This window comes from Stenotrophomonas sp. Ps181 (assembly GCF_025697425.1).
GTDB classification, from domain to species: domain Bacteria; phylum Pseudomonadota; class Gammaproteobacteria; order Xanthomonadales; family Xanthomonadaceae; genus Stenotrophomonas; species Stenotrophomonas sepilia.
The window spans coordinates 328,846-355,086 of record NZ_JAHWBI010000002.1 but is presented as its reverse complement, the minus strand read 5'-3'; the positions used below and the strand labels follow the sequence as shown (position 1 = coordinate 355,086).

The window sequence follows — 26,241 nt, the reverse complement described above, 5'->3', positions numbered from 1 at the left end:
GCCGGGTGCAATCCAAGACGAGAAACCAAGATGAGCGACAAGGTTGTACATGTCGGCGACGCCGACTTTGATAGCGCAGTGCTGAATTCCAAGGAACCGGTGCTGGTCGATTTCTGGGCCGAGTGGTGTGGCCCCTGCAAGATGATCGCCCCGGCGCTGGACGAGCTGGCCGATGCCTACCAGGGCCGCGCCAAGATCGCCAAGGTCAACGTTGACCACAACCGTGCGCTGGCCGCGAAGTACCACGTGCGTTCGATTCCGTACCTGGTCGTGTTCAAGGATGGCGAGAAGGTCGGCGAGCAGATCGGTGCGGTGGGCAAGGCCCAGCTGGCCGGCCTGCTGGACAAGGCCCTGGCCTGATCCTGCCGGTCTCCGGCAGCCGCCGAGCGCGGCTGCCGGCGGGCGCACCACGCCCATGATGAATGCTGTTCCCGGCGACCCTTGCATGGCGCCGCAGGCCGATGATAGTGTCGGCATATCCGGCCGCGTTCGCGTGCCGCACCCTCTGGACGCAGTTTCTTCCAGACCCATTCCCAACGTTCGCCGCCCCAGCCGGGCGCTCGCACCGTCAAGCGAGGAATAACGCTCTTGTCCGATAACACTTCCGAAACCGGCAGCGCTGATGCGCCCGCCGAAAAGCGCGTGCGCAAGCCCCGCGTGAGCAAGGCCGCCGCCCCGGCAGCCGCAGAAACCAGCGCCGCTCCGGCGCAGCCGACCCTGCCGCTGGCAGCTGCGCCCGAAGCACCGGCGCCGGCCGCAGCACCTGCGCCGAGCGCGCCCGCCGCCGAGGCCCCTGCCAGCAGTGGCGGTGGCGAGGGTGGCGAGGGCCGCGAATCCGGCCAGCCGCGGCAGCAGAATCACCAGGGGGGTGGCCAGAACCAGGGCCAGAACCCGTACAACCAGAACGGCCAGCAGGGCCAGCAGGGCCAGGGGCAAGGTCAGGGCAACCGACGCGACCGCTTCCGCAACCGCCGCGACCGTGACCGCAACAACCGCTTCCGCGACGATGGCATGTCCAATGACGGCGGCGAACAGCAGCCGTTCGTGCCGCGCCCGCACGCCAACGTGCCCGAGGGCTTCCCGGTCTACTCGCTGAGCGACCTCAAGCGCATGCCGGCACAGAAGCTGCTGGAAATCGCCGAGCAGCTGCAGATCTCCGAAGGCGTGGCCCGTGCCCGCAAGCAGGACGTGATCTTCGCCCTGCTGAAAGTGCTGACCCGCCACGGTGACGGCGTCGCCGCCGACGGTGTGCTGGAAATCCTGCCGGATGGCTTCGGTTTCCTGCGCGCGGCCGAAGCCAGCTATCTGGCCGGACCGGACGACACCTACATCTCGCCCAGCCAGATCCGCCGCTTCAACCTGCGCACCGGCGACCACATCTCCGGCCGCATCCGCTTCCCGAAGGACGGCGAGCGCTACTTCGCGCTGAACATCGTCGACACCATCAACGGCGAGCCGATCGAAGCGTCGAAGAACAAGGTGCTGTTCGAGAACCTGACCGCACTGTTCCCGCGCCGCCGCTTCACCCTGGAGCGTGGCAACGGTTCGTCGGAAGACATCACCGGCCGCATCCTCGACCTGATGGCGCCGCAGGGCAAGGGCCAGCGCTCGCTCATCGTGTCGCAGCCGAAAGCCGGCAAGACGATGATGATGCAGCAGGTCGCCACCGCCATCACCACCAACCATCCGGACGTGCACCTGATCGTGCTGCTGATCGACGAGCGCCCGGAAGAAGTGACCGAAATGCAGCGCACCGTGCGCGGCGAAGTCATCAGCTCGACCTTCGACGAGCCGGCCGCGCGCCACGTGCAGGTGGCGGAAATGGTCATCGAGCGCGCCAAGCGCCTGGTCGAGCACAAGAAGGATGTGGTGATCCTGCTCGACTCGATCACCCGCCTGGCCCGGGCCTACAACAACGTGGTGCCGAGCTCGGGCAAGGTGCTGACCGGTGGTGTGGACGCCAACGCCCTGCACCGCCCGAAGCGCTTCTTCGGTGCCGCGCGCAACGTGGAAGAAGGCGGCAGCCTGACCATCATCGCCACCGCGCTGGTCGACACCGGCTCGAAGATGGACGAGGTGATCTACGAAGAGTTCAAGGGCACCGGCAACAGCGAAGTGCACCTGAGCCGTCGTATCGCTGAAAAGCGCGTGTTCCCGGCCATCGACATCAACCGTTCCGGTACCCGCCGCGAAGACCTGCTGATCGAACCGGAGCTGCTGCAGAAGATCTGGATCCTGCGCAAGCTGCTGCATCCGATGGATGAAATGGCCGCGATGGAATTCCTGCTCGACAAGATGAAGAACACCAAGTCCAACGACGAGTTCTTCGGTTCGATGAAGCGCTGATCCACGGCATTGCATTGAAAAGAACCTGCCGCCCGCTGCGGCAGGTTTTTTTTTGGCTGCAGGGCGACCTGTTTCACTTTGCCGCCGCTGACTTTTGGCGATAATTCGCCCGACACCCTGCCCGGCCCCAAGGGCGTGGCCACCGATTCCCGCTGTCGCCCCTTCCGGAGAACCGGTCGGGTCCAGCCTACTGCCGGATCCGTCGACGCATGCGAACGCTGTCCCCCCGCCTCAACCTGGGCAAGCTGATCCTCGCCCTGGCCCTGCTCAGCGCCATCATCGCCCTGGCCAATACCCTGCTCGCCAGTTACCGCGTGCAGCGCGACCAGCTGGTCGGCAACACGCTGGAGGCCAACCGCGTCTATGCCACCAAGCTGGCCGAGACCACCCAGAATTTCCTGCTGGCCGCGCAGCAGGAGCTGGCCTACGCCGCCACCCGGCTCGGCCAGAATGATCTCGATCCGGCACAGGCCCAGGATGAAGCCAGCCGGCTGCAGCTGCAGACCAACAGCTTCAACTCCTCGCTGGTGGTCGACGCCGATGGTCTGGTGATCGCCACCTCGCCGCAGACCCTGCAGCTGCAGGGCGAGATCCTGCACAGCGCCGGCAACAACGCCGCACTGGCCGCGCGCCAGCCGATGATCAGCGATCCCTACCAGTCGACCACCGGCAAGCTGCTGGTCTCGCTGTCGCATCCGATCTTCGACCGCAGCGGCCACTACCGCGGTTACGTCAGCGGCACCCTGTACCTGCGCCAGCGCAGTGCGCTGCACACGCTGCTGGGCAAGCACTATTACCGCGACGGCTCGTACCTGTACGTGGTGGACCGCAATGGCCGCCTGTTGTACCACGCCGACGGCAAGCGGGTCGGCGACTACGTGGTCGGCAACCCGGCGGTGAAGGCAGTCGTGCGCGGTGAACGCGGTGCGCAGCAGGTCCGCAACAACCTGGGCGTGTCGATGCTGGCCGGCTATGCACCGGTACCGGCCACCGGCTGGGGCATCATCGCCCAGCGGCCGACCGAGGCCACGCTGCAGCCATTGTCACGGTTGATGACCGCGGTGATCTGGAATGCGATCCCGCTCGGCCTGCTGTCACTGCTGGTCACCTGGTGGTTCGCCCGTCGCATCTCGATGCCGCTGTGGCAGCTGGCGCGAAACGTGCAGGGTGGCGAGGACACCGGCAACGCGATCAGTCACGTCAGCGGCATCCGCGCGTGGTACTTCGAGGTGGCCCAGCTCAAGCAGGCGGTGCTGCACAGCTTCAACGCGCTGCAGGACCGCATCGGCACGCTCAGCCGCGCCAACCGCACCGATCCGCTGACCGGCCTGCTCAATCGCCGCGGCCTGCAGCAGGCGCTGGATGCATTGCAGGTGCAGGGCATTCCGTTCGCGATCCTGGCGCTGGACATCGATCGCTTCAAATCGATCAACGACAGCCACGGCCATGACGTCGGTGACGCCGCCATCGTCCATATCGCCGACCAGATGCGCCGCTACTCGCGCGACAGCGACATCCTCTGCCGCGCCGGCGGCGAGGAATTCCTGCTGCTGTTGCCGGGCATCAGCACCGACTCGGCGCGCCAGGCCGGCGAGCGCCTGCGCCAGCACATCGCCGATCATCCGTTCGCACCGGTCGGCACCATCACCGTGTCACTGGGCGTGGCCCACTTCCCCAGCTTCCATGTCGATGCCGAGCAGGCGCTGCGGCTGGCCGACAAGGCCCTGTACATGGCCAAGGAACAGGGCCGCAACCGCGTTGTGGTCTACCCGTACGCGGACTGAGACGCGGCCGGCCTGACCGACCACTTCACCGCGTCGGGCTCAGCGCTGCGCCAACGGTGTCAGCAGGCGCAGGCCGCGCTGGGTGCCATCGACCATGTACACGCCCCCGGCAGGCAGCAGATCACTGCCCGCCTGTCCGGCGGCATCCGGCTTGCGCCACGGTGCGGCCTGGCGCGGGCCGGGGATGAAGGCACGCCAGCGGCCATAGCGTTCCGGCTGGGCATTGCCGTTGCTGCCGGTGTCGCTGTTCAGGGCGAAGTTCACCGGCACGCGCACGGTCCAGAAGTCGCGCGTGCTGTTCTCGCCGGTGGTCGGCGGGACGAAGGTCCACTTGCGGGCGCCGCTGATGCTGGCCTTGGCGAGCAGGTCGCGCATCTTGGCCAGGGTCCGCTCCGGCGCGACCACGGTCATGTTCACCTGTTCGGCAATGACGTCGGCCACGGTCCCGTCGCGGGCCACCTTGACCAGCAACAGCACATCACCCTGCCCACCACTGCGGAAGACATCCTCGGGGTAGCGCGGTGGCGGCATGCTCTTCCGGGTCACCGAATCGGTAGCCTTCGGGTCATACTCACTGAAGTCGACACCGGTCATGCTGACCTGGTAGCTGCCGTCGTCCTGCTGCTTGCCACGCAGGCGCACCCGCAGTGGTGCGTGGACCGCCACCGGCTTGCCATCGCGCAGCGTCGGCTCGAACTGCCAGCCACGGATGGTGCCCTCCACGAATGAGGCGATACCCGGTGCGAGCATCGCCTGCTGGTCCAGGACCAGCGCGCTGACCGAGCCGTCGGCCGCCACCTCGATACTGCCCGACAGCGCCATGCTCATCTCGGCGGTGGCACGCACGGCGCGCGCGTTCTGGGCGACGGCCTCGGCTGGCAGCAGGGGGGCCCCGGCGGAGAACGCCAGGGCCAGCGCAAGGAACAGGTGGGAACGCATCATTGCCGGATCCGTGGTGATGAAGTGAGCACCGAGCGTACCGCAGTCCAGACCGGATCGGCACGCGCTTGACGCCACGCCGTTCAGGCCAGGCGATGGGCCGCTGCATAGGGCGGCGTATCCGGATAATCACCCGCGACGAAGCGCGCCTGCAGGTCCTGCCACCACGTCGGATCGAACAGGTGCCGGTAGTGCTCCCTCACCGCCGCCAGTTCGCTGGCGGGCAGGCCCATGAACGGCCCGAAGCGCTCGGGAAACACGTCGCGTGGACCGACATGGAACCAGGGCTCGTCGGCCATGGCGTCCTCCGGCGTACGTGGCTGCGGCCAGGTGCGGAACACGCAGTCGCTGACCAGGCACAACTCGTCATAGTCGTAGAACACGGCCCGGCCATGCCGGGATACGCCGAAGTTCTTCGGCAGCATGTCGCCGGGGAAGATGTTGTTGCGCGCCATGTCGGTGATCGCCTGCGCATAGTCCAGTACCGCCGCGCGCACGGCCTCACCGCCCTGCTCGCGCAGGTACAGGTTCAATGGCCGGAAGCGGCGCTGTACGTAGCACAGTGCCACTTCCACCTCTTCGCCATCGACCCGCACGGTCTGCGCGCATTGCTGCAGCAGCTCTTCCAGCAAGGCCGGTGCGAAACGGTCTCGCGGGAAGCGCAGGTGGCGATACGGCTGCGCATCGAGCAGGCGGCCGACGCGGTCGAGGTTGAACACCAGCGCGTACTTCTCTTCCACCTGCTGCCGCGACATCGCCTTGGGCCAGGCGAAGCGGTCGCGGATCAGCTTGAACACCAGCGGATAGCTGGGCAGGGTGAACACCGCCATGACCATGCCCGGCGTGCCTTCGGCGGGCACCAGCCGCTCCTGCGGATGCTCGTTGAAGTGGCGGAAAAAGGTGCGGTAGCGCTCGGTCTTGCCCTGCTTGGCGCGTCCCAGCACCGTGTAGATCTCATCGATGGGCTTGCCCGGCAGCAGGCTGCGCAGGAACACCACCGCATCGCCGACCGTGGCGAGGTCAGCCTGGAAGTAACTGCGCGATACACCGAACAGGTGGGCGACGTCGCGACGACGGGTCAGCACCGCGTCGGCACGCAGGCCACGCTCATCGTTGACCAGTGCGATCACGCACGGTGAGAAGCGGTGCTCGCCGAACACGCGGCCAACCAGGTAGGCACGGCGCTCGCGATAGAACACGGTGTCGAGCAGCTCGATGCTGCGCACCGGCGTATCGCCCCAGTGCGCCAGATCATCCTGCAGGCGCACGGCGATCGCCGCCGCGCAGCGCAACTGGTGCGCATACGGAATGTCGAAACGGTAGTCGGCCAGCACGCGCTGCAGGGCCTCCACCGGCCGCGTCGGCGAGACGGCATAGGTATGCCGGGCGACCGGATGGGTGATCGCGTCGGACGGCTCGACATCGAAGGCGATGAACTCCAGCGCCGGATCCACGCCACGGATGGAAAACAGGCGCCGCGACAACGTGTTGTAGAAGGTCTTGTACAGTTCGGCGTCGATCAGCCCCCGCAGCAGTGCGCTGTACTGCGCATGCACCTGCAGCCACAGCGCGCGCTCGCCGATCGCTTCGCCGGCGAGGCGGCGCAGTGCATCCATCTGCTCGGCGATGCACAGGTCATACAACGCGATGCGCTCGACTGCATCCTGGCGCGCGCCCGCCCAGTCACGCTGCTCGAAGCGCTGCCGTGCACGGGCGGTGATCGCCGCGAAGCGGGCATGGTACTGCTCGAAACCATCGCGGATGGCGCCGGCGATGCGCGGCGCCAGCTCGGCAGCGATGTCAGGCTCGGACATGCAGGGCTCACCCGGAAGGACCGGCTTCACCATACGCTGGCGTGTGCAATGGCGTCGAGTGCGAAGGTAGTGCCGGCCGCTGGCCGGCAGCACCTGGACCGTCGATGGATCGATGCAGACGCCGGCCAGCGGCCGGCACTACCGGCTCAGATCGCCAGTTCGGCCTCTACGTCCTGCACCTTGCGTCGGGCCAGTGCAAGGTTGGACTTGGTCCGGTCCAGCACGATGTAGAAGAACAGGCCCTTCTTCTTCGCGACCGGTCGCATGATGTGGTACGCCTTGCCCAGCGAGATCAGGATATCCTCGATGCTGTCATTGAGGTTCAGCGAGGCGGCGGTCTTCATCTTGGCCCGGATCACTTCGGTATTGCCGGCGGCGGCCACTTCCATGTCCATGCCGGCACCGGCTTCGCCGAGCAGCATGCCGCTTTCGTAGTCGACCAGCGCCACTGCCTGCGCGCCGTCGATGCCCATCAGTGCGTTCAACGATTCATTCAATCCAGCCACGTCGCACCCCTTGTCGATGTTGGTTCGAGCCCCTCGTTCCCCTGCGGCCGGGCTCACGATCCGCCGAGTTCGGCCAGGATCGCCTGGCCACATTCCCTGCTCTGCCACAGCACCTGCCCGATCACGCTGCGCTGGTCGCAGGCCGCCATCAGCAGCAGCGGCGCACGCCCTTCGGCCTGGATCGCCAGCATCAGCACCTTCCCGCCGATCGCTTCGAGCATCAGCGTCTGCAGATCGCCCAGGACCAGTTCGCGCCCCACCGCTGCGGCCAACGCCAGCATCGCGCTGGTCATCGCCGCCAGCCGTTCACCGCGCCCGTCGGCTCCGGCGCTGACCAGGGCGAAGCCATCAACGCTGGCCAGGACCACGGTACGTACCCCTTCGACCCGCTGCTGCAGGTCCTGCAGCAGGGGTTGCAGGCGCTCACGCTGGCCGGCGTCGGGCAATACCGCCATCTGCCCGTCAGCCATGCGCAGCCACCAGTGCGTGCGCTTCCATTTCGCTCATCAGTACGTCCATCAGCAGCAGTCCCTGTTCCCGGTCACGGGCATCGATGGCCAGCAGCGGCAGTGGCTGGTCGTCCAGGCAGGCTCGGCTGGCCCAGTCATCCAGTGCCGCCTGCGGCGCCTGGTCGAGGTGGGTGACCGCCACCACCAGTGCCAAGGACGATGCAAACGGCTGCAGCACCTGCAGGTAGTCCTGCAGCTCGCTGGCCAGGCCCGCGCGACGTGCGTCCAGCAGCAGCACCGCGCCCCGTGCACCCTGCAGCAGGATCGGCCACAGGAAGTCGAAGCGCTGCTGGCCGGGCGTTCCGTACAGCCGCAGGCGCTCGCCGTTGGGCAGGTCGATGTCTGCATAGTCCAGCGCGACGGTGGTGGAGGCCTTGTCGGCACCGAGGCGATCACTGTTGGCCACATCGGTGTCGACTACGGCGCCGGCCGCGATGCTGCGCACCAGCGTCGACTTTCCGCTGCCCATGCCGCCCAGCACCACCACCTTGTGCTCACGCATTGCGCTCACTCCCACGCAGGTGCCGCCACAGGCGGGCAAGCAATCCGTTGTCGGTGCGGGTGCCACCGGTCGCCACCATCGGCGCCGCCGGGGCGGCCTGCAGCTGCGCGTAGCCACACAGGTAGGCCGCGTGGATGAAATCGCGAACGGCCGCCGCCGGCAGCTCAAGCAGCATCGCGCATTCTTCAACCGTGCACGCGCGCTTGAGCAGCAGCGAGCACAGGCGGAATCCATCGTGGTCGTGCCCCAGCACGCGGAAATCCGGCCAGCGCAGCAGCTTCACCGAAGCGCCGCGCAGGCGTTCGTCCAGTGCCTGCCAGTGGCGGCTGCGTTGCGCCCATTGCCACAGCAGCGGCCGCAGCGGCTGGCGTGGTCGCTCACCAGCCAGTGCCTGCAGGCGCGCCGGCGTCAGCGCATCCAGCTGCAGGCGTTCGAACGCATCGGCCAGGCGCTCCACCAGCACGCTCGCGGGTTCCTGCAACAGCACGGCCTGGTCGTGCTCCAGATCCATCAACAGCAAAGGTTCGCCCGCATCACTCAACAGTGCCTGGCCATGGCGCAGCGGCAACCGCTCGCGCAGCAGGCGGGTGATGGCGTGTGCGCCATCGGCCAGACGTATCAGCGCGGGTGCGGGCATGGCCAGGGGCTCCGGTGCCAACTGCATGCGACGCAGCGCGCGGCCGATGGCACCGTCGTCGAGCACATCCTGGTGTCCGTCGCCGTCGCGCAGTTGGCCGCCGTTGTCCTCGATCCAGCATTGCAGGCGCGGTCGCTGCTGGCGCATGCGCTGGGCCGCGTTGCGCAGCGCCGGGGTATCGCGGATGACCAGCAGGTCGCAATCGTCCAGGTCCTGGCTGCGGCGGACCTGGCCGTCCGGCAGTGCCGACGCCAGGCGCAGCCGTTGCAGCAGGGCCTGCTCGCCCTGGATGTCGGTCCCCACTACCAGCACGCGTGCCATCCGTGTTCCCCGGGCGACCACCTCCCCGGTGGTCTCGCGTCGCCAAGGCTAGGGTTTGCCGACGAAGGCCGTCGTGATCGACTGCTCAGATTGAGCGGGGCTACATCGGCGTGCTGATCGGTTCTGCGACGGCCATCGCGGGCAAGTTTCATGCCCCGTTGACGGCAGTCCGACAGCTGACGGATGTCACGGTTTCATCGCTCGGGGTCGGATCCCTTTTGCGCGCAGAAGGGATCTGACCCCGAGCGGCCCCGGAAAAAGAAAACCCGCGCCGAAGCGCGGGTTTCCATGTTGCGGCAGGCGAACGGCGCTGGATCAGCCGCGCAGCTGCTCCAGCGCGGCGTTGAAGGTCGCGCTCGGGCGCATCGCCTTGCTGGCCTTGGCCACATCCGGACGGTAGTAGCCCCCGATGTCCACGGCCTTGCCCTGCACTGCGATCAGCTCGTCGACGATCTTCTGCTCGTTGTCGGTCAGCGCCTTGGCCAGCGGGGCGAAGCGCGCCTTCAGTGCGGCGTCCTCGTCCTGCGCGGCCAGGGCCTGCGCCCAGTACAGCGCGATGTAGAAGTGGCTGCCGCGGTTGTCGATGCCACCCAGCTTGCGCGACGGCGACTTGTCGTTGTCCAGGAACTGGCCGTTGGCTTCGTCCAGCGCCTTGGCCAGCACACGGGCGGCGGCGTTGTCATAGCGGTTGCCCAGGTGTTCCAGCGACGCGGCCAGGGCCAGGAACTCACCCAGCGAATCCCAGCGCAGGTAGTCCTCTTCGACGAACTGCTGCACGTGCTTCGGGGCCGAACCACCGGCGCCGGTCTCGAACAGGCCACCACCGGCCATCAGCGGCACGATCGACAGCATCTTGGCGCTGGTGCCCAGCTCCATGATCGGGAACAGGTCGGTCAGGTAGTCGCGCAGCACGTTGCCGGTCACCGAGATGGTGTCCTCACCCTTGCGGATGCGGGCCAGCGAGAACGCGGTCGCTTCCACCGGCGGCAGGATGCGGATGTCCAGGCCGGTGGTGTCGTGGTCCTTCAGGTACTGCTCGACCTTGGCGATGACCTGCGCGTCGTGGGCGCGGGCGGCATCCAGCCAGAACACGGCCGGGGTGCTGCTCAGGCGGGCGCGCTCGACGGCGAGCTTGACCCAGTCCTGGATCGGCGCGTCCTTGGTCTGGCACATGCGCCAGATGTCACCGGCTTCCACGGCGTGCTCGAACACCACGGTGCCGGCATCGTCGGTGACCTTGACCACGCCATCGGCAGCGATCTGGAAGGTCTTGTCGTGCGAGCCGTACTCTTCGGCCTTCTGTGCCATCAGGCCGACGTTGGGCACCGAGCCCATGGTGGCCGGGTCGAAGGCGCCGTGCGCCTTGCAGTCGTCGATGACGGCCTGGTACACGCCGGCGTAGCAGCGGTCCGGAATGACCGCCTTGGTGTCCTGCAGCTTGCCTTCGGCGTTCCACATCTTGCCGGAGTCGCGGATCATCGCCGGCATCGAGGCGTCGACGATGACGTCGCTCGGCACGTGCAGGTTGGTGATGCCCTTGTCCGAATTGACCATGGCCACGCCCGGGCGCTGTGCGTACTCGGCAGCCAGGTCGGCTTCGATCGCAGCACGGGTGGCTTCCGGCAGCGACGGCAGGCGCGCAGCCAGGTCACCGATGCCGTTGTTGGCGTCGAAACCGGCCTGCTTGAGCACTTCGGCGTGCTTGGCCAGCACGTCCTTGTAGAACTCATTGACCGCCACGCCGAACATGATCGGGTCGGAGACCTTCATCATGGTCGCCTTCAGGTGCAGCGAGAACAGCACGCCCTGGGCCTTGGCATCGGCGATCTGCTCACCGATGAACGCGGCCAGCGCCTTGCGGCTCATCACGGCGGCGTCGACGATCTCGCCGGCCTTGACCGCAGTCTTTTCCTTCAGCACGACGGCGCTGCCGTCCTTGCCGTGGAAGGTGATCTTCAGCGAACCCGCGTTGGCGACGGTGGCCGACTTTTCGCTGCCATAGAAGTCACCGGCGGCCATGTGCGCGACGTGCGACTTCGAATCGGCCGACCAGGCACCCATGCGGTGCGGGTGCTTGCGCGCGTAGTTCTTCACCGACAGCGGTGCGCGGCGGTCGGAGTTGCCTTCGCGCAGCACCGGGTTCACCGCACTGCCCTTGACCTTGTCGTAGCGCGCCTTGTAGTCGCGCTGCTGATCGTCGGCCGGGGTTTCCGGGTAATCCGGCAGCGGATAGCCCTGGTCCTGCAGTTCCTTGATGGCCGCCTTCAGCTGCGGCACCGAGGCGGAGATGTTCGGCAGCTTGATGATGTTGGCGTCCGGGGTGGTCGCCAGCTGGCCGAGCTCGGCCAGGTCGTCGCTGACCTTCTGCGCGTCGGACAGCAGTTCCGGGAACTGCGACAGGATGCGGCCGGACAGCGAGATGTCACGGGTTTCCACCACGATGCCGGCAGTGGCGGTGTAGGCGTCAACGATCGGCAGCAGCGACTGGGTGGCCAGGAACGGTGCTTCGTCGGTCAGCGTGTAGAGGATCTTGGACATGGGGGACTTGGACTCTGTAGCAATGCTCAGGGGAAGGCCGGCGCCAGCGCCGGGCCACGTGCAACCGTGTCGCGCGCGGGGTTGGCCCCCGCGCTTTCCCCCGTCGCCGTCAGGGTGGGCGCGCGGCGGGGAAACCCCTGCATTGTCGCGTTTTCGGCCGCGCGGGGCAAAGCTGTGCCATACGCGGCGGTACTGCATGCCGGCAACGCTGTGATCCATCGACGCCTGGATGAAGCCGACCATCATCCAACAAAAAAGGACGCAGCCTCGCGGCTGCGTCCATCGTGAGCCCTGCCGGGAGAGAGTCGGCTGGACTTACTTGACCTCGAACTCCTGCGGCGTTCCGGCCGCCTTGCCATCGACGGTGACTTCGGCGCGGTACTTGCCGGCCGGCCAGCCCTTTGCATTCTTGAAGGTGACGTTGGTGGTTTCCGCACCGCTGGTGTTCAGCGTGGCATTCTGTTCGCCGGCCACCTGGCCGTCCTGGTAGGTCAGCTTCGCGCCAACGGTGACGTTGTTGGCAGCACCGTCGGTCTTGACCGAGACGATGATGTCGTCCTTCGGCGCGAACAGAGCCGTCGTCGCAACCGACTTGTCGGCGGCTGCGGTCTTGCCGACCGTGACCGACGAGACGCTGACAGCAGCGGCTTCGGCCATCGGCGGCGGCGCGCCGGTCATCGGGGCCGGTGCTGCCGGTTCGGCCGGAGCAGTCGCTGCCGGAGCGGCATTGGTGTCGGTCGACTCTTCTTTCTTCTTGCAACCGACCAGGGCGACGCTGCCCAGCAGGGCGGCGATCAGGGCGGTCTGGAGCGGGGTGGTCTTGATCATTCGGGGTTCCTCCCAGGGATTCTCGGATGGCGTTCGATCGCCGGCTTACTTCGGCGGCAGTTTCAGGGTCTGGCCCGGGAAGATCTTATCCGGGTCATCAAGCACATCGCGGTTGGCTTCGAAGATCTTCTTCCAGGCATTGGCGTCGCCCAGATGCTGCTTGGCGATCTTCGACAGCGAGTCCCCCTTCTGCACGGTGTAGGTGCCGCCGCTGACAACGTCGGCGGTGCTGTCCACCGAGGCGCTGACGCCGGAAAAGTCCGCCTTCGGTGCCTGTTCGGCGGTACTGTCGACGCTGCTGCTGACGCCGGAGAAATCGGCTTTCTTCTCGGTACTCATCCACAACTCCCGTCTGCATGACTACGTGATTGGCACGGTGCCATGGAGGTTGTTAAATGGGGATGGTGCAGATGTGAAGCCGCCCCCGGGGGCGACTGAACAATCGGGGGAATGGACGCCCGGTAGTGCCGGCCGCTGGCCGGCTGTGCCAGGGGATCCGGCCTTGGCCGATTGCCGGCCAGCGGCCGGCACTACCCGTAACCGCCTGCGAACCATGGTAGTGCCGGCCGCTGGCCGGCGCGCGCCGGGCATGGCCCGGCACAACGGGTAACCGCCTGCGGCGGTTACTGCCGCAGCTCGCGGTAGGTCGCGGCCGGGGCGGCGATGCCCCGGCTGGCACGCCAGGGATTGATGTCCAGGCCACCGCGGCGGGTGTAGCGGGCCTCGACCTCCAGCCAGTGCGGCCGGCAGCGCGCGGACACCTCGCTGAAGATCCGCTCAACGCACTGCTCGTGGAACTCGGCATGCTCGCGGTAGCTGACCAGATAGCGCAGCAGGCCGGCGCGATCGATCTTCGGCCCGCGATAACGCAGGCTGACCGTGGCCCAGTCCGGCTGGCCGGTGACCGGGCAGTTGGACTTCAGCAGCGCCGAGACCAGGGTCTCCTCCACCACCTCGCCCGCATCGGCGGCGAGGAAGTCCGCCTGCGGCGGGCCGTAGCAGTCGATCTCCACGTCCAGCCCGTCGATGGATTCGCCGAGCGGCGTCTCGCGCAGCTCCGGCAGGCCGAACTCCACCTGGACCGGCGCACCGGCACAGGCCGACAGATCCGCCACGATGCGCGCGCGCAGCGCCTCGGCGCTGTCGATGCGGGTGCTGTTGAGGGAGTTGAGGTACAGCTTGAACGACTTCGATTCGATCAAACGCGGCGAAGTGCATGGCACCTGGACGGTGGCGACGGCGACCTGCGGCTTGCCACGCGGGTCGAGCCAGCTCAGCTCGAAGGCGTGCCAGCGGTCGTGGCCGACGAATGGCAGCGCGGCGTCATCGAGGCCGATCTCGGCGCGGGCACCGCTGCGGGGGATCGGGAACAGCAGGCCGGGATCGTACTGCGACGGGTAACTGACCTCGCGACCGAGGCTGGAATCCTGTGGGGTGTTCATGGAGGTCATTGTATCGCGCGGAGACCGGGCCTTCGGCCGGGCCGGCCAACGGCGGAGCCCCTCCGTGGTGGGGTGTTGGGTCGTCGAAAGCCTGGATTCCCGGAAGTGGGCCGGGCGGATGGGGCTGGCGGGGACGCCGTGAATCCGTCCCTGGAGGCTTAGCCGCGCCATCCATGGCGCGGATACCCCGCCAGCCCCACCCGCCCGGCCCCCCCGACAGATTTCTGCCGCCGATCCACCACGGGAAAGATCAGAAAATCAAAATCCGATCCTTCGGACATTTTCGATGTCTGCCATCCACGCATGGCGTGGATTTACCGGCAAGCCACGGGATCGGGTCTGGAGGAAAGCCCCCCGAGTCAGGGGGCGGCCGCGAAGCGGCAGGGGTCTGGAAGCTGGTAAGGGGGGCCCACCGTTCGCGCAGCGAACTGTGGGAGCGACAGCGCGCATGCGATGTCGCGTACCCAGGGCTGCAAGCCCTGCCGGTAACCCTTACCCCGCCGGAGTACCGGCACCGTGCAGGTAATCCAGGCTCACCTGCAGCAGCGCACGCAAGCCCACATCCAGCGCCTTCTCATCCAGCAGGAACTTCGGCGAATGGTTGGCCGGCGCCGTCGCCGGGTCGATGCCCACGCTGGTGGACCCGACGAAGAAGAACATGCCCGGCACTTCCTTCGCGTACAGCGAGAAATCCTCCGCGCCCATCTGCAGCGGCGGCTCGTACACATTGTCCTTGCCCACCACCGCCTGCAGGCTCGGCAGCATCTTCGCGGTCAGCGCCGGGTCGTTCACCGTGGCCGGGTTGCCCTCCGATTCGTAGATGTCGGTCACCGCCTTCGCACCGTGCGCGGCGGCCGTGTGCTCGGCCACGTTGCGCAGGTCGGCGAAGATCTGCTGGCGCATGCCTTCGTCGAAGGTGCGGATGGTACCGACCATCTCCACTTCATCCGGAATGATGTTGTAGCGGATGCCGCCGTTGATCGCGCCGAAGGTCAGCACGGCCGGCTGCTTGGACAGGTTGGCGCGGCGGCTGACGATGGTCTGCGCGGTCCCCACCAGGTCGGCGGTGGCGACGATCGGATCAACACCGTTCCACGGTGCCGAGCCATGCGTCTGACGACCGATCACCTTGATCCCGAAGCGATCCGAGGCGGCCATCAATGGGCCGCCGCGCACAGCGATCTGGCCGGCCTGCACGCTGGAGAACACATGCAGGCCGAACACTGCCTCCGGCTTGAAGTCGGCAAACAGCCCTTCCTTCAGCATCAGTGCGGCACCGCCCTCTTCCGGCGGCGGCGCGCCTTCCTCGGCCGGCTGGAAGATCAGCATCACCTGGCCCGGCAGGTCCTTCTTCATTGACACCAGCGCTTCGGCCACGCCGAGCAGGGTGGCGGTATGCGCGTCGTGCCCACAGGCATGCATCACGCCCACGGTCTGCCCGCGGTACTGGTCGGTGGCCCTGGAGGCGAACGGCAGGCCGGTCTGCTCGGTCACCGGCAACGCGTCCATGTCCGCACGCAGTGCGATCTTCGGGCCCGGCCTGCCGCCCTCGATGATCGCCACCACGCCGTGGTGGGCGATGCCGGTCTTCGGCTTCAGGCCCATCGCACGCAGGCGCTTGGCGACCTCGGCCGAGGTGCGCGCCTCGCGGTTGGACAGCTCCGGGTGCTGGTGGAAGTCACGACGCCATTCGACCACCCGGGCCTGCAGCCGCTGCGCGGCGGCGGTCACTTCCGGGCGTTGCCCGTCCTGGGCATGGGCAAGCGCCGGCATGGCCAGCAGCAGGGCGGACAGCAGCAGCGAACGGCGCATCGCAATCTCCACAGCAAGAGGGTTCCAGCTGAATGTAGGGCAACACCGGCGCCACGGGAACCTCCGGCGCCGCATCCGGTCTTAGCGCCCGTCCCATCCGTCATGCAGGAAACGTGATGTGGCACAGGTATGCTTTGCGCATTGTCCCGGCGTCCCGTCCGGTCCAGCCCTCTCGGAGTCCTCGTAATGTCACGTGTTTGGAAGATCGTGCTGCTGGTCGTGGCGGTGCTGGTGCTGGCCGTGGTCGGCCTGCGCGTCATCGGCGGGGGCAAGGACAAGGCGGGAAAACCTGCTGCGGGCGCGCGCCAGGGCGGCGAAGATCCGAATGCCGGTCCAGTGCCGGTGACCGTGGTGGAGGCCACGCGCCAGGACGTGCCGGTGTATGCCAGCGCGCTGGGTACGGTGACCGCGATGAACACCGTCACCGTCAGCCCGCAGGTCGGCGGCCAGCTGATGAGCCTGAATTTCCGTGAAGGCCAGGAAGTGAAGCAGGGTGATGTGCTGGCGGTGATCGATCCGCGCACCGCCCAGGCCAGCTACGACCAGGCCGCGGCAGCCAAGCGCCAGAACGAGGCCCTGCTCGCCACCGCGCGCTCCAACTACCAGCGCTCGAACGCGCCGGAGTATCGCCAGTACGTCGCCAAGACCGATCTGGATACGCAGCGAAACCAAGTGGCACAGTACGAAAGCGCCGTGGCCGCCAACGAGGCCAGCATGCGCTCGGCGCAGGTGCAGCTGCAGTACACCCGGGTCACCGCACCGATCTCCGGCATCGCCGGCATCCGTGCAGTCGACGCGGGCAACGTGGTCAGCGCCGGCACCGCGCTGGTCACGCTCACCCAGATCCATCCGATCCACGTACTGTTCAACCTGCCCGAGCGCCAGCTCGGCGATGTGCGCCAGGCGCAGGCCGCCGGCACGGTACCGGTGGCGGCGCTGGACCGCGCCGATTCGCACGTGCTGTCCGCAGACGGCAAGCTCGATGTGGTCGACAACCTGATCAGTGCCGACAGCGGCACGTTCAAGGCGCGCGCCGTGTTCGACAACACCGACAACGGCCTGTGGCCGGGCCAGTTCGTCAACGTGCGCATGCAGCTGCGCACCATCGGCGGCGGCGTGGTCATTCCGACCCAGGCGGTGCTGCGTGGCCCGGACGGCGAGTACGTCTATGTCGTGCAGGGCGACAACACGGTGAAGATGCAGACCGTGCGCAGCGGCGTGGAAGTGGGCGACAGCCAGGTGCAGATCGCCGAAGGCCTGAAGGGCGGCGAGCGGGTGGTCAGCGAAGGCCAGTTCCGCCTGAAGCCGGGCAGCAAGGTCACCGCGCTGAAGCCGGGCGAGACCCCGGCCGCGCCGACCGAGGCCGAGCTGAAGGCGGCCGAGCAGAAGAACGGTGGCGGCGGTGGCCGTCGCGGTGGTGGCCCGCGCTGAGCGCAGGCCACGGTTCTCCCTCGCGCCGGCGGACCTGCCGGCGCCGACATTGAAGTGACAGCAAGGATCCGTCCGTGGGCTTTTCGACGATCTTCATCCGCCGCCCGATCGCTACCTCGCTGTTGATGGCGGGCCTGTTGCTGCTGGGCATCCTCGGTTACCGCAAGCTGCCGGTGTCGGCGCTGCCGGAAATCGATGCGCCCAGCCTGGTGGTGACCACCCAGTACCCCGGCGCCAACGCCACCACCATGGCCTCGCTGGTCACCACGCCGCTGGAGCGCCAGTTCGGGCAGATCTCCGGGCTGGAACTGATGACGTCGGACTCGTCGGCCGGGTTGTCGACGATCATCCTGCAGTTCTCGATGGACCGCGACATCGACATCGCCGCGCAGGACGTGCAGGCGGCGATCCGTCAGGCCACCCTGCCCTCATCGCTGCCCTACCAGCCGGTGTACAACCGGGTGAATCCGGCCGACGCGGCCATCGTCACCCTGAAGCTGACCTCTGACACGCGCCCGCTGCGTGACGTCAACAACTACGCCGACTCGATCCTGGCCCAGCGCCTGTCGCAGGTGCAGGGCGTCGGCCTGGTCTCGATTGCCGGCAACGTGCGGCCCGCCGTGCGCATCCAGGTCAATCCGGCGCAGCTGTCGAACATGGGGCTGACCCTGGAACAGCTGCGCAGCGCGCTGACCCAGGCCAACGTCAACGCGCCGAAGGGTTCGTTGAACGGCAAGACCCAGTCCTACAGCATCGGCACCAACGACCAGCTGGCCAGCGCCGCCGAGTACCGCGACACCATCATCAGCTACAAGAACGGCCGCCCGGTGCGGCTGTCGGACGTGGCCGAGGTGGTCGATGGCGTGGAGAACGACCAGTTGGCCGCCTGGGCCGATGGCAAGCCGGCGGTGCTGCTGGAAGTGCGCCGCCAGCCGGGCGCCAACATCGTGCAGACCGTCGAGCGCATCCGCGCGCTCCTGCCGCAACTACAGGGCGTGCTGCCGGCCGACGTGCACCTGGAAATCTTCAACGACCGCACCGAGACCATCCGCGCCTCGGTGCATGAGGTGCAGTTCACCCTGATCCTCACCATCGGCCTGGTGGTGGCGGTGATCTTCGTGTTCCTGCGCCGGTTGTGGGCCACGATCATCCCGTCGGTGGCAGTGCCTTTGTCGCTGGCCGGCACCTTCGCGGTGATGGCCTTCGCCGGCATGTCGCTGGACAACCTGTCGCTGATGGCGCTGGTGGTGGCCACCGGCTTCGTGGTCGACGATGCGATCGTGATGATCGAGAACATCGTGCGCTACATCGAGCAGGGCAAGAGTGGCAAGGAAGCGGCCGAGATCGGTGCGCGCCAGATCGGCTTCACCGTGCTGTCGCTGACCGTCTCGCTGGTCGCCGTGTTCCTGCCGCTGCTGCTGATGCCCGGCGTCACCGGCCGCCTGTTCCATGAGTTCGCCTGGGTGCTGAGCATCGCGGTGGTGCTGTCGATGCTGATCTCGCTGACGCTCACCCCGATGATGTGCGCCTACCTGCTCAAGCCCGACGCCCTGCCCGAAGGCGAGGACGCGCATGAGCGTGCAGCGGCGGCCGGCAAGCAGAACCTGTGGACGCGCACCGTCGGCCTGTACGAGCACAGCCTGGACTGGGTGCTGGGCCACCAGCGCCTGACCCTGGCCGTGGCCGGTGGCGCGCTGGTGCTGACCGTGCTGCTGTACGTGCTGATCCCCAAGGGCCTGCTGCCCGAACAGGACACCGGCCTGATCACCGGCGTGGTGCAGGCCGACCAGAACATCGCCTTCCCGCAGATGGAGCAGCGCACCAGGCAGGTGGCCGAAGCACTGCGCCAGGATCCGGACGTGACCGGCGTGTCGGCCTTCATCGGCGCCGGCAGCATGAACCCCACCCTCAACCAGGGCCAGCTGTCGATCGTGCTGAAGGAGCGCAGCCAGCGCGATGGGCTGGAGGAGATCCTGCCGCGCCTGCAGAAGGCGGTGGCCGGCATTCCGGGCGTGGCGCTGTACCTGAAACCGGTGCAGGACGTGACCCTGGATACCCGCGTGGCCGCCACCGAGTACCAGTACTCGCTGTCGGACGTGGATTCGGCGACGGTGGCGACCCAGGCCACGCGCCTGACCGAAGCGCTGCGCAAGCGCCCGGAACTGGCCGACGTCGACAACAACCTGTCCAACCAGGGCCGCGCCCTGGAGCTGAACATCGACCGCGACAAGGCCAGCGTGCTGGGCGTGCCGATGCAGACCATCGACGACACGCTCTACGATGCGTTCGGCCAGCGCCAGATCTCGACCATCTTCACCGAGCTCAACCAGTATCGCGTGGTGCTGGAAGTGGCACCGGAGTTCCGCACCAGCACCGCGCTGATGGAACAGCTGGCGGTCGCCTCCAACGGCGCCGGCGCATTGACCGGCACCAATGCCACCAGCTTCGGCCAGGTCACCTCCTCCAACTCGTCCACCGCCACCGGCATCGGCGCGCAGAACACCGGCATCACCGTCGGCGCCGGCAACATCATTCCGCTGTCGGCACTGGCCGAAGGCAAGGTCAGCAGCGCACCGCTGGTGGTCAGCCACCAGCAGCAGCTGCCTGCGGTGACCGTGTCGTTCAACGTGGCGCCGGGCTATTCGCTGTCCGAAGCGGTGCGAGCGATCCAGGAGACCAAGGACAGCCTGGACATGCCCGCCCACCTGCATGCCGAGTTCATCGGCAAGGCCGCCGAGTTCACCGGCAGCCAGACCGACGTGGTGTGGCTGCTGCTGGCCTCGCTGGTGGTGATCTACATCGTGCTGGGCGTGCTCTACGAGAGCTACATCCACCCGATCACGATCATCTCCACGCTGCCGCCGGCCGGTGTCGGCGCGCTGCTGGCGCTGATGCTGTGCGGGCTGAGCCTGTCGGTGGATGGCATCGTCGGCATCGTGCTGCTGATCGGCATCGTCAAGAAGAACGGCATCATGATGGTGGACTTCGCGATCGAGGCGCGTCGCGCCGGTGCCAACGCGCACGAGGCGATCCGCCGTGCCTGCCTGCTGCGCTTCCGCCCGATCATGATGACCACCGCCGCAGCCATGCTCGGCGCACTGCCGCTGGCGCTGGGCACCGGCATCGGTTCGGAACTGCGCCGCCCGCTGGGCATCGCCATCGTCGGTGGCCTGCTGCTGTCGCAGCTGGTGACGCTGTACACGACGCCGGTGATCTACCTGTACATGGAACGTTTCTCGGAGTGGCTGGCACGCCGCCGCGAGCAGCGTGCGCTGCGCGATGGTTCGCTGCAGGAGCCGCAGGCATGATCCACGCCCCGCTGCTGCCGTGGGCGGCCGCACGATGAACCTGTCCGGTCCCTTCATCCGCCGCCCGATCGGCACCGCACTGCTGGCCATCGGCCTGTTCATGGTCGGCCTGATCTGCTACCTGCGCCTGGGCGTATCGGCGCTGCCGAACATTGAGATCCCGGTGATCTTCGTGCATGCCAGCCAGTCCGGCGCCGACGCGGCGACCATGGCCTCGACGGTCACCGCGCCGCTGGAACGCCACCTCGGCCAGCTGCCGGGCATCGACCGCATGCGCTCGTCGAGCTCGGAAGGCAGCTCGCTGGTGTTCATGATCTTCCAGAGCGGCCACAACATCGATTCGGCGGCACTGGATGTACAAACGGCGATCAACTCGGCACAGGCCGACCTGCCCTCGGGCATGGGCTCGCCGATGTACCAGAAAGCCAACCCGAACGACGACCCGGTGATCGCCATCGCGCTGACCTCGCAGACGCAGTCGGCCGACGAACTGTACAACGTGGCCGACTCGCTGCTGGCGCAGCGCATCCGCCAGATCAGCGGCGTCGCCTCGGTCGACATCGCTGGCGCGTCGACGCCGGCGGTGCGCGTGGACGTCAACCTGCGCCTGATGAACGCGCTGGGCCTGACCGCCGATGACCTGCGCAACGCGGTGCGCGCGGCCAACGTGACCTCGCCCACCGGCTTCCTCAGCGATGGCAACACCACCACCGCGATCATCGCCAACGACTCGGTGGCACGCGCCGCCGACTTCGCCGACCTGGTGGTCAAGACCCAGGGCGACGGCCGGGTGATCCGGCTGAAGGACATCGCCAACGTCTACGACGGCCAGCAGGATGCCTACCAGGCGGCCTGGTTCGACCACAAGCCGGCGGTGGTGATGTACGTGTTCACCCGTGCCGGCGCCAACATCGTGGAGACCGTGGACCGGGTCAAGGCGCAGATCCCCACCCTGCGCGACTACCTGCAGCCGGGCACCACGATGACGCCGTACTTCGACCGTACGCCGACCATCCGTTCGTCGCTGCATGAAGTGCAGATCACCCTGCTGATCAGCCTGGCGATGGTGGTGCTGACCATGGCGCTGTTCCTGCGCCGGCTGGCCCCCACCCTGATCGCGGCGGTGACCGTGCCACTGTCGCTGGCCGGCGCCGCGCTGGTGATGTACGTGATGGGCTTCACCCTGAACAACCTGAGCCTGCTGGCGCTGGTGATCGCGATCGGCTTCGTGGTCGACGATGCGATTGTGGTGATCGAGAACATCATGCGCCACCTCGACGAGGGCATGCCGCGCATGCAGGCGGCGTTGACCGGTGCGCGCGAGATCGGCTTCACCATCGTCTCGATCACCGCCTCGCTGGTGGCGGTGTTCATCCCGCTGCTGTTCGCCAGCGGCATGATGGGTGCGTTCTTCCGCGAGTTCACCGTCACCCTGGTGGCAGCCATCGTGGTCTCGATGGTCGTCTCGCTGACGTTGACCCCGGCGCTGTGCAGCCGCTTCCTCAGCGCCCATGACCACAGCGCGCCGCCGTCGCGCTTCGGACGCTGGCTGGATGCCGGCCACGAGCGCATGCTGCGCATCTACACCGTGTTCCTGGACTTCTCGCTGCGCCACGCGCTGCTGCTGTCGCTGACGCCGCTGATCCTGATCGGCGTCACCATCTTCCTGTTCGGGGCGGTGAAGAAGGGCGCGTTCCCGCCACAGGACACCGGCCTGATCTGGGGCCGCGCCAACTCCAGCGCCACCGTGTCGTTCGAGGACATGGTCGCGCGCCAGCGCCGCATCACCGACATGCTGATGGCCGACCCGGCCGTGAAGACGGTGGGTGTACGCCTGGGCAGCGGCCGCCAGGGCTCCAGTGCACAGTTCAACATCGAGCTGAAATCACGCAGCGACGGCCGCCGCGAAACCACCGCACATGCGCTGGCGCGACTCAGCGCCAAGGCCGATCGCTATCCCGACCTGCAGCTGCGCCTGCGCGCGATCCAGGACCTGCCCAGCAACGATGGCGGCGGTTCCAGCCAGGGCGCGCAGTACCGCATTTCCCTGCAGGGCAACGACCTGGCCGCACTGCAGGAATGGCTGCCCAGGCTGCAGGCGGAACTGAAGAAGAACCCGAAGCTGCGCGACGTCGGCACCGACGTGGACAATGCCGGCCTGCGCCAGAACATCCAGATCGACCGCGCAAAGGCCGCGCGCCTGGGCATCACGGTGGGCGCCATCGACGGCGCGCTGTACGGTGCGTTCGGCCAGCGCCAGATCTCCACCATCTATTCGGACATCAACCAGTACAGCGTGGTGGTCAATGCCCTGCCCTCGCAGACCGCCACTCCGGCGGCGCTGGATGAGGTCTACGTGCGTGCGCGCAACGGCGACATGGTGCCGATCACCGCGGTGGCCACGCAGATGCCTGGCCTGGCCCCATCGCAGATCACCCACGAGAACCAGTACACGACGATGGACCTCAGCTACAACCTGGCTCCCAACGTGAGCATGGGCGAGGCCAAGGCGATCATCGACGCGACCGTGGCCGGCATGCGCATGCCCGGCGACATCCGCCTGGCCGACGATGCGGGCTTCGGCTTCAACTCCGATCCCAGCGACATGCTGATCCTGGTGTTCGCCGCAATCCTGACCGTGTACCTGGTACTGGGCATGCTCTACGAGAGCCTGATCCACCCGGTCACCATCCTGTCCACGCTGCCGGCGGCGGGTGTCGGTGCGCTGCTGGCCCTGTTCGGCACCAACACCGAGCTGTCGGTGATCTCGATGATCGCGCTGGTGCTGCTGATCGGCATCGTCAAGAAGAACGCGATCATGATGATCGACTTCGCACTGGTGGCGCAGCGCGAGCATGGGCTGGCGCCGCGCGATGCCGCACGCGAGGCCAGCATCGTGCGCTTCCGCCCGATCATGATGACCACGATGGTCGCGATCCTGGCCGCAGTGCCGCTGGCCATCGGCCTGGGTGAAGGGTCCGAGCTGCGCCGCCCGCTGGGCATCGCGATGATCGGCGGCCTGCTGTTCTCGCAGAGCCTGACCCTGCTCAGTACGCCGGCGCTGTACGTGATCTTCTCCTGCCTGGCCGAGCGCTGGCGCGCCCGCCGCGCGCGCAGACGCGAAGCGAGGCTGCTCAAGCGCGCACAGCGGGCGTAGTAGAGCCCATCCACGCATGGCGTGGATCTAGTTCTCGGTACTGCGAATCTGCCGGCCAGCGGCCGGCACTACCACGGGCACGGAGGGTGGGTGCGGACCGTTGGTCCGCACGCCTCCGGGTTTGACGTGCTGTAACGAAAAGAGAACAATTCCTCTCCAGCCATGGTCCTGCGCCCCTTCGCGGCGCCCCGCTGCCCTCTCTGGCAAGCCTGCGTGATCCCAGCCATCAACCTTTCCCCCCATGCGGGCGGATGGCGCGTGGCCGTTCGCCGAGGATGACTGAACCATGCTCCTGCACCCGCTCTGCCGCCCGGCCCTGCTTGCCGTTTCCCTGTCACTGGCCTGTGCCGCGCATGCCCAGTCCGTACCCGAGCGCACCAATCGGAACCGCAGTGCCACCGATCTGGATGCGGTGAAGGTCACCGCCGAACGCACCCACGCCGATACCGGCGCCCTTGGTGATCGCGTGCTGCGCGATACCCCGTTTGCGATCACCGCCGTGGGCCGCGAGCAGATCGAGCAGCGCCAAGTGGTCTCGCTGGGCGAAGCGTTCCTGCTCGACCCTTCGGTCACCACCCAGGTCAGCGCCTATGCCAGTGGCTGGAGTTCGCCGATCCGCAACCGTGGCATCGACCTGAACTTCGACAGCTATCGGGTCAATGGCCTGCAGGTCTCCTCGTGGGGTACCGAGTGGCCGCTGGAAGTGATGGAACAGGTCGATCTGCTGAAAGGCCCGGGCGGATTCCTTTACGGTTTCGGTGCCCCCGGTGGCATCGTCAACTACATCACCAAGAAGCCGACCGACACGCCCACCTTCTCCGCCCAGCTGGGCTGGCGCGAGCAGGGCATCGTCAGCGGCGGGATGGACGTCGGCGGCCGCTTCGGCAACGAGCAGATGTTCGGTTATCGTTTCAACGCCTACCGGGAAAAGGGCGAAACCTTCAACGGTGGCCACGTCGATCGAAAGGTGGGCGCACTGTCGCTGGACGCGCGCCTGAACGAAGCACTGATCTGGACCTTCGACGGCGTGTTCCAGTCACGCGACCTGCGCGAGGAATCGCCGCAGTACTACTTCCGCGGACTGACCTCGTTGCCACGACCGATCGCCGAGAATTCCGGCAACAGTGTACCCGGCACCTACTACGACACTCGTTCCAGCCTGTTGTCGACCCGCTTGGACTGGCAGATCAACAGCGACTGGAAAACCAGCCTGAGTTATGGCGTCACCACCTCGTGGAATGACGTCAACAAGATCTTCGCCTACATCGATTCGCCCAATGGCGACTATGACGTCAACGTCTATGAACTGGGTGGCAAGAGCGAGTGGAAGCTGGCGCAGGCGATGCTGCAGGGCAGCTTCCACACCGGTCCGCTGCAGCATCAGGTGGTGGCAGGCATCAGTCACCAGACCGGGCTGGGCTGGGACCGTCCCTACGAATGGCGCCTGATCGGCCGCGCCAACCTGTACCAGCGCCATGCCATCCGCCATGACGCCGTCGGTTCACGGGTGATGACCCGCGGCGACGAGACCGTGCAGCAGGCCGTGTTCGCAAGCGATACCGTCGATCTCGGCAGCGGCTGGTCGGTGCTGGCGGGCTGGCGCTACAACGATTACGAGACCAAGGGCCGCTACCACACCTATCCGGTCACACCGACCTATGCCGTGATGTTCAAGCCCAGCGAGGCGGTCACCCTCTACGCCAGCTACATCGAATCGCTGGAAGCGGGCAGCCGCGTAGGCAACAACTACGTCAACGCCGGTGATGTGCTCGACCCGACCCTCAGCAAGCAGTACGAGATCGGCGCGAAGGCCGAGGCCGCGCGCTGGAATGCGAACGTGGCGGCGTTCCGGCTGGAGCGTGGCGCAAATATCGATGAACTCACACCGGCCGGCAAGCGCCTGGTGCAGGACGGCATCACGCTGTACGAAGGCATCGAAGCCAGTGCCGACCTGCACCTCAGCGATGTCCTCACGGTTGGCGGAGGCGTCACCTGGCTTGACCCGACCTACGACAGGCTGTCCCCGGCCAGCGTCGCACAGGAAGGCAACCGTACCGCCGGTGCAGCGCGCTGGAGTGGGGTCGTGCACGCCACCTACCAGCTGCCGTGGGTGGATGGGCTGGAGTCCTACGCCGCGGTGCGCTATTACGGCGATGTCTGGTACGACGCCGACAACACCCTGAAGCTGCCCGACTACACGCTGGTCAATGCAGGCATCGGCTACCGCCTGCTCGCCTCCGGTCATCCGGTGACCGTGCGCGCCAGTGTCGAGAACCTGGCCAACCGGAAGTACTGGTCCAACGCCGGCACAGGCCTGCCACGCACGTTCGCTGTGAGCGTGCGATTCGACATGTAAGGCCCGGCACC

Annotated in this window: 18 protein-coding genes; 7 read left to right on the top strand and 11 right to left on the bottom strand. The window is 67.1% G+C overall.

The window, feature by feature from the left end; genetic code table 11:
• Positions 1 to 30 precede the first annotated feature (30 nt).
• The 3 genes from trxA to KXV01_RS05215 all read left to right on the top strand — a co-directional run bounded on the left by trxA (position 31) and on the right by KXV01_RS05215 (position 4,130).
• Positions 31 to 360, top strand: coding sequence for a thioredoxin (gene trxA, locus KXV01_RS05225; RefSeq protein ID WP_005411275.1), 330 nt, complete (start codon positions 31 to 33; stop codon positions 358 to 360).
• A gap of 228 nt (positions 361 to 588) precedes the next feature.
• Positions 589 to 2,346, top strand: a complete 1,758-nt coding sequence (gene rho, locus KXV01_RS05220) for a transcription termination factor Rho (RefSeq protein ID WP_049441105.1) — start codon at positions 589 to 591, stop codon at positions 2,344 to 2,346.
• A 209-nt stretch (positions 2,347 to 2,555) separates the two neighbouring features.
• Positions 2,556 to 4,130: a sensor domain-containing diguanylate cyclase gene (locus KXV01_RS05215; protein WP_099495603.1), complete on the top strand. Its 1,575-nt coding sequence runs from the start codon at positions 2,556 to 2,558 to the stop codon at positions 4,128 to 4,130.
• A gap of 39 nt (positions 4,131 to 4,169) precedes the next feature.
• Here the strand turns inward: KXV01_RS05215 and KXV01_RS05210 are convergent, their stop codons facing one another.
• The 11 genes from KXV01_RS05210 to KXV01_RS05160 form a co-directional block, all read right to left on the bottom strand.
• Positions 4,170 to 5,072 (bottom strand): TonB-dependent receptor, encoded by a 903-nt coding sequence (locus tag KXV01_RS05210; protein ID WP_099495602.1) that lies wholly within the window; start codon positions 5,070 to 5,072, stop codon positions 4,170 to 4,172.
• An 80-nt stretch (positions 5,073 to 5,152) separates the two neighbouring features.
• Entirely contained in the window at positions 5,153 to 6,883 is a 1,731-nt protein-coding gene (gene aceK, locus KXV01_RS05205; protein WP_111097314.1) for a bifunctional isocitrate dehydrogenase kinase/phosphatase, read from the bottom strand.
• Between the two features lie 146 nt (positions 6,884 to 7,029).
• Entirely contained in the window at positions 7,030 to 7,389 is a 360-nt protein-coding gene (locus tag KXV01_RS05200; protein ID WP_005419760.1) for a hypothetical protein, read from the bottom strand.
• A gap of 53 nt (positions 7,390 to 7,442) precedes the next feature.
• A complete protein-coding gene (locus KXV01_RS05195; protein WP_111097311.1) occupies positions 7,443 to 7,859 on the bottom strand; it encodes a roadblock/LC7 domain-containing protein in 417 nt (138 codons plus the stop codon).
• Positions 7,852 to 8,400, bottom strand: coding sequence for an ATP/GTP-binding protein (locus KXV01_RS05190; protein WP_049410698.1), 549 nt, complete (start codon positions 8,398 to 8,400; stop codon positions 7,852 to 7,854). The genes KXV01_RS05195 and KXV01_RS05190 overlap by 8 nt, the downstream gene beginning before the upstream one ends.
• Positions 8,393 to 9,358: a hypothetical protein gene (locus KXV01_RS05185; protein ID WP_049410695.1), complete on the bottom strand. Its 966-nt coding sequence runs from the start codon at positions 9,356 to 9,358 to the stop codon at positions 8,393 to 8,395. Before KXV01_RS05185 ends, KXV01_RS05190 begins: the two co-directional genes overlap by 8 nt.
• Before the next feature lie 315 nt (positions 9,359 to 9,673).
• Positions 9,674 to 11,896, bottom strand: a complete 2,223-nt coding sequence (locus tag KXV01_RS05180) for an NADP-dependent isocitrate dehydrogenase (RefSeq protein ID WP_111097310.1) — start codon at positions 11,894 to 11,896, stop codon at positions 9,674 to 9,676.
• Positions 11,897 to 12,211: 315 nt separating this feature from the next.
• The gene (locus KXV01_RS05175) at positions 12,212 to 12,724 is read right to left on the bottom strand and encodes a hypothetical protein (RefSeq protein WP_049410689.1); all 513 of its coding nucleotides are present in this window, start codon (positions 12,722 to 12,724) and stop codon (positions 12,212 to 12,214) included.
• A gap of 45 nt (positions 12,725 to 12,769) precedes the next feature.
• On the bottom strand, positions 12,770 to 13,063 hold the full coding sequence (locus KXV01_RS05170; protein WP_049410686.1) for a LysM peptidoglycan-binding domain-containing protein: 294 nt from the start codon (positions 13,061 to 13,063) through the stop codon (positions 12,770 to 12,772).
• Positions 13,064 to 13,347: 284 nt separating this feature from the next.
• Positions 13,348 to 14,166, bottom strand: a complete 819-nt coding sequence (gene queF, locus KXV01_RS05165) for an NADPH-dependent 7-cyano-7-deazaguanine reductase QueF (RefSeq protein WP_049410682.1) — start codon at positions 14,164 to 14,166, stop codon at positions 13,348 to 13,350.
• A gap of 492 nt (positions 14,167 to 14,658) precedes the next feature.
• The gene (locus KXV01_RS05160) at positions 14,659 to 15,978 is read right to left on the bottom strand and encodes a M20 family metallopeptidase (RefSeq protein ID WP_049410704.1); all 1,320 of its coding nucleotides are present in this window, start codon (positions 15,976 to 15,978) and stop codon (positions 14,659 to 14,661) included.
• A 186-nt stretch (positions 15,979 to 16,164) separates the two neighbouring features.
• On the opposite strand from KXV01_RS05160, the gene KXV01_RS05155 reads away from it, so the two are divergent.
• The 4 genes from KXV01_RS05155 (at position 16,165) to KXV01_RS05140 (ending at position 26,230) form a co-directional block, all read left to right on the top strand.
• Positions 16,165 to 17,409: an efflux RND transporter periplasmic adaptor subunit gene (locus KXV01_RS05155; RefSeq protein WP_049410679.1), complete on the top strand. Its 1,245-nt coding sequence runs from the start codon at positions 16,165 to 16,167 to the stop codon at positions 17,407 to 17,409.
• A 74-nt stretch (positions 17,410 to 17,483) separates the two neighbouring features.
• Positions 17,484 to 20,717: an efflux RND transporter permease subunit gene (locus KXV01_RS05150; protein WP_111097353.1), complete on the top strand. Its 3,234-nt coding sequence runs from the start codon at positions 17,484 to 17,486 to the stop codon at positions 20,715 to 20,717.
• A gap of 34 nt (positions 20,718 to 20,751) precedes the next feature.
• Positions 20,752 to 23,874, top strand: a complete 3,123-nt coding sequence (locus KXV01_RS05145; protein WP_111097352.1) for an efflux RND transporter permease subunit — start codon at positions 20,752 to 20,754, stop codon at positions 23,872 to 23,874.
• A 286-nt stretch (positions 23,875 to 24,160) separates the two neighbouring features.
• Positions 24,161 to 26,230 (top strand): TonB-dependent receptor, encoded by a 2,070-nt coding sequence (locus tag KXV01_RS05140; protein WP_111097351.1) that lies wholly within the window; start codon positions 24,161 to 24,163, stop codon positions 26,228 to 26,230.
• Positions 26,231 to 26,241 lie beyond the last annotated feature (11 nt).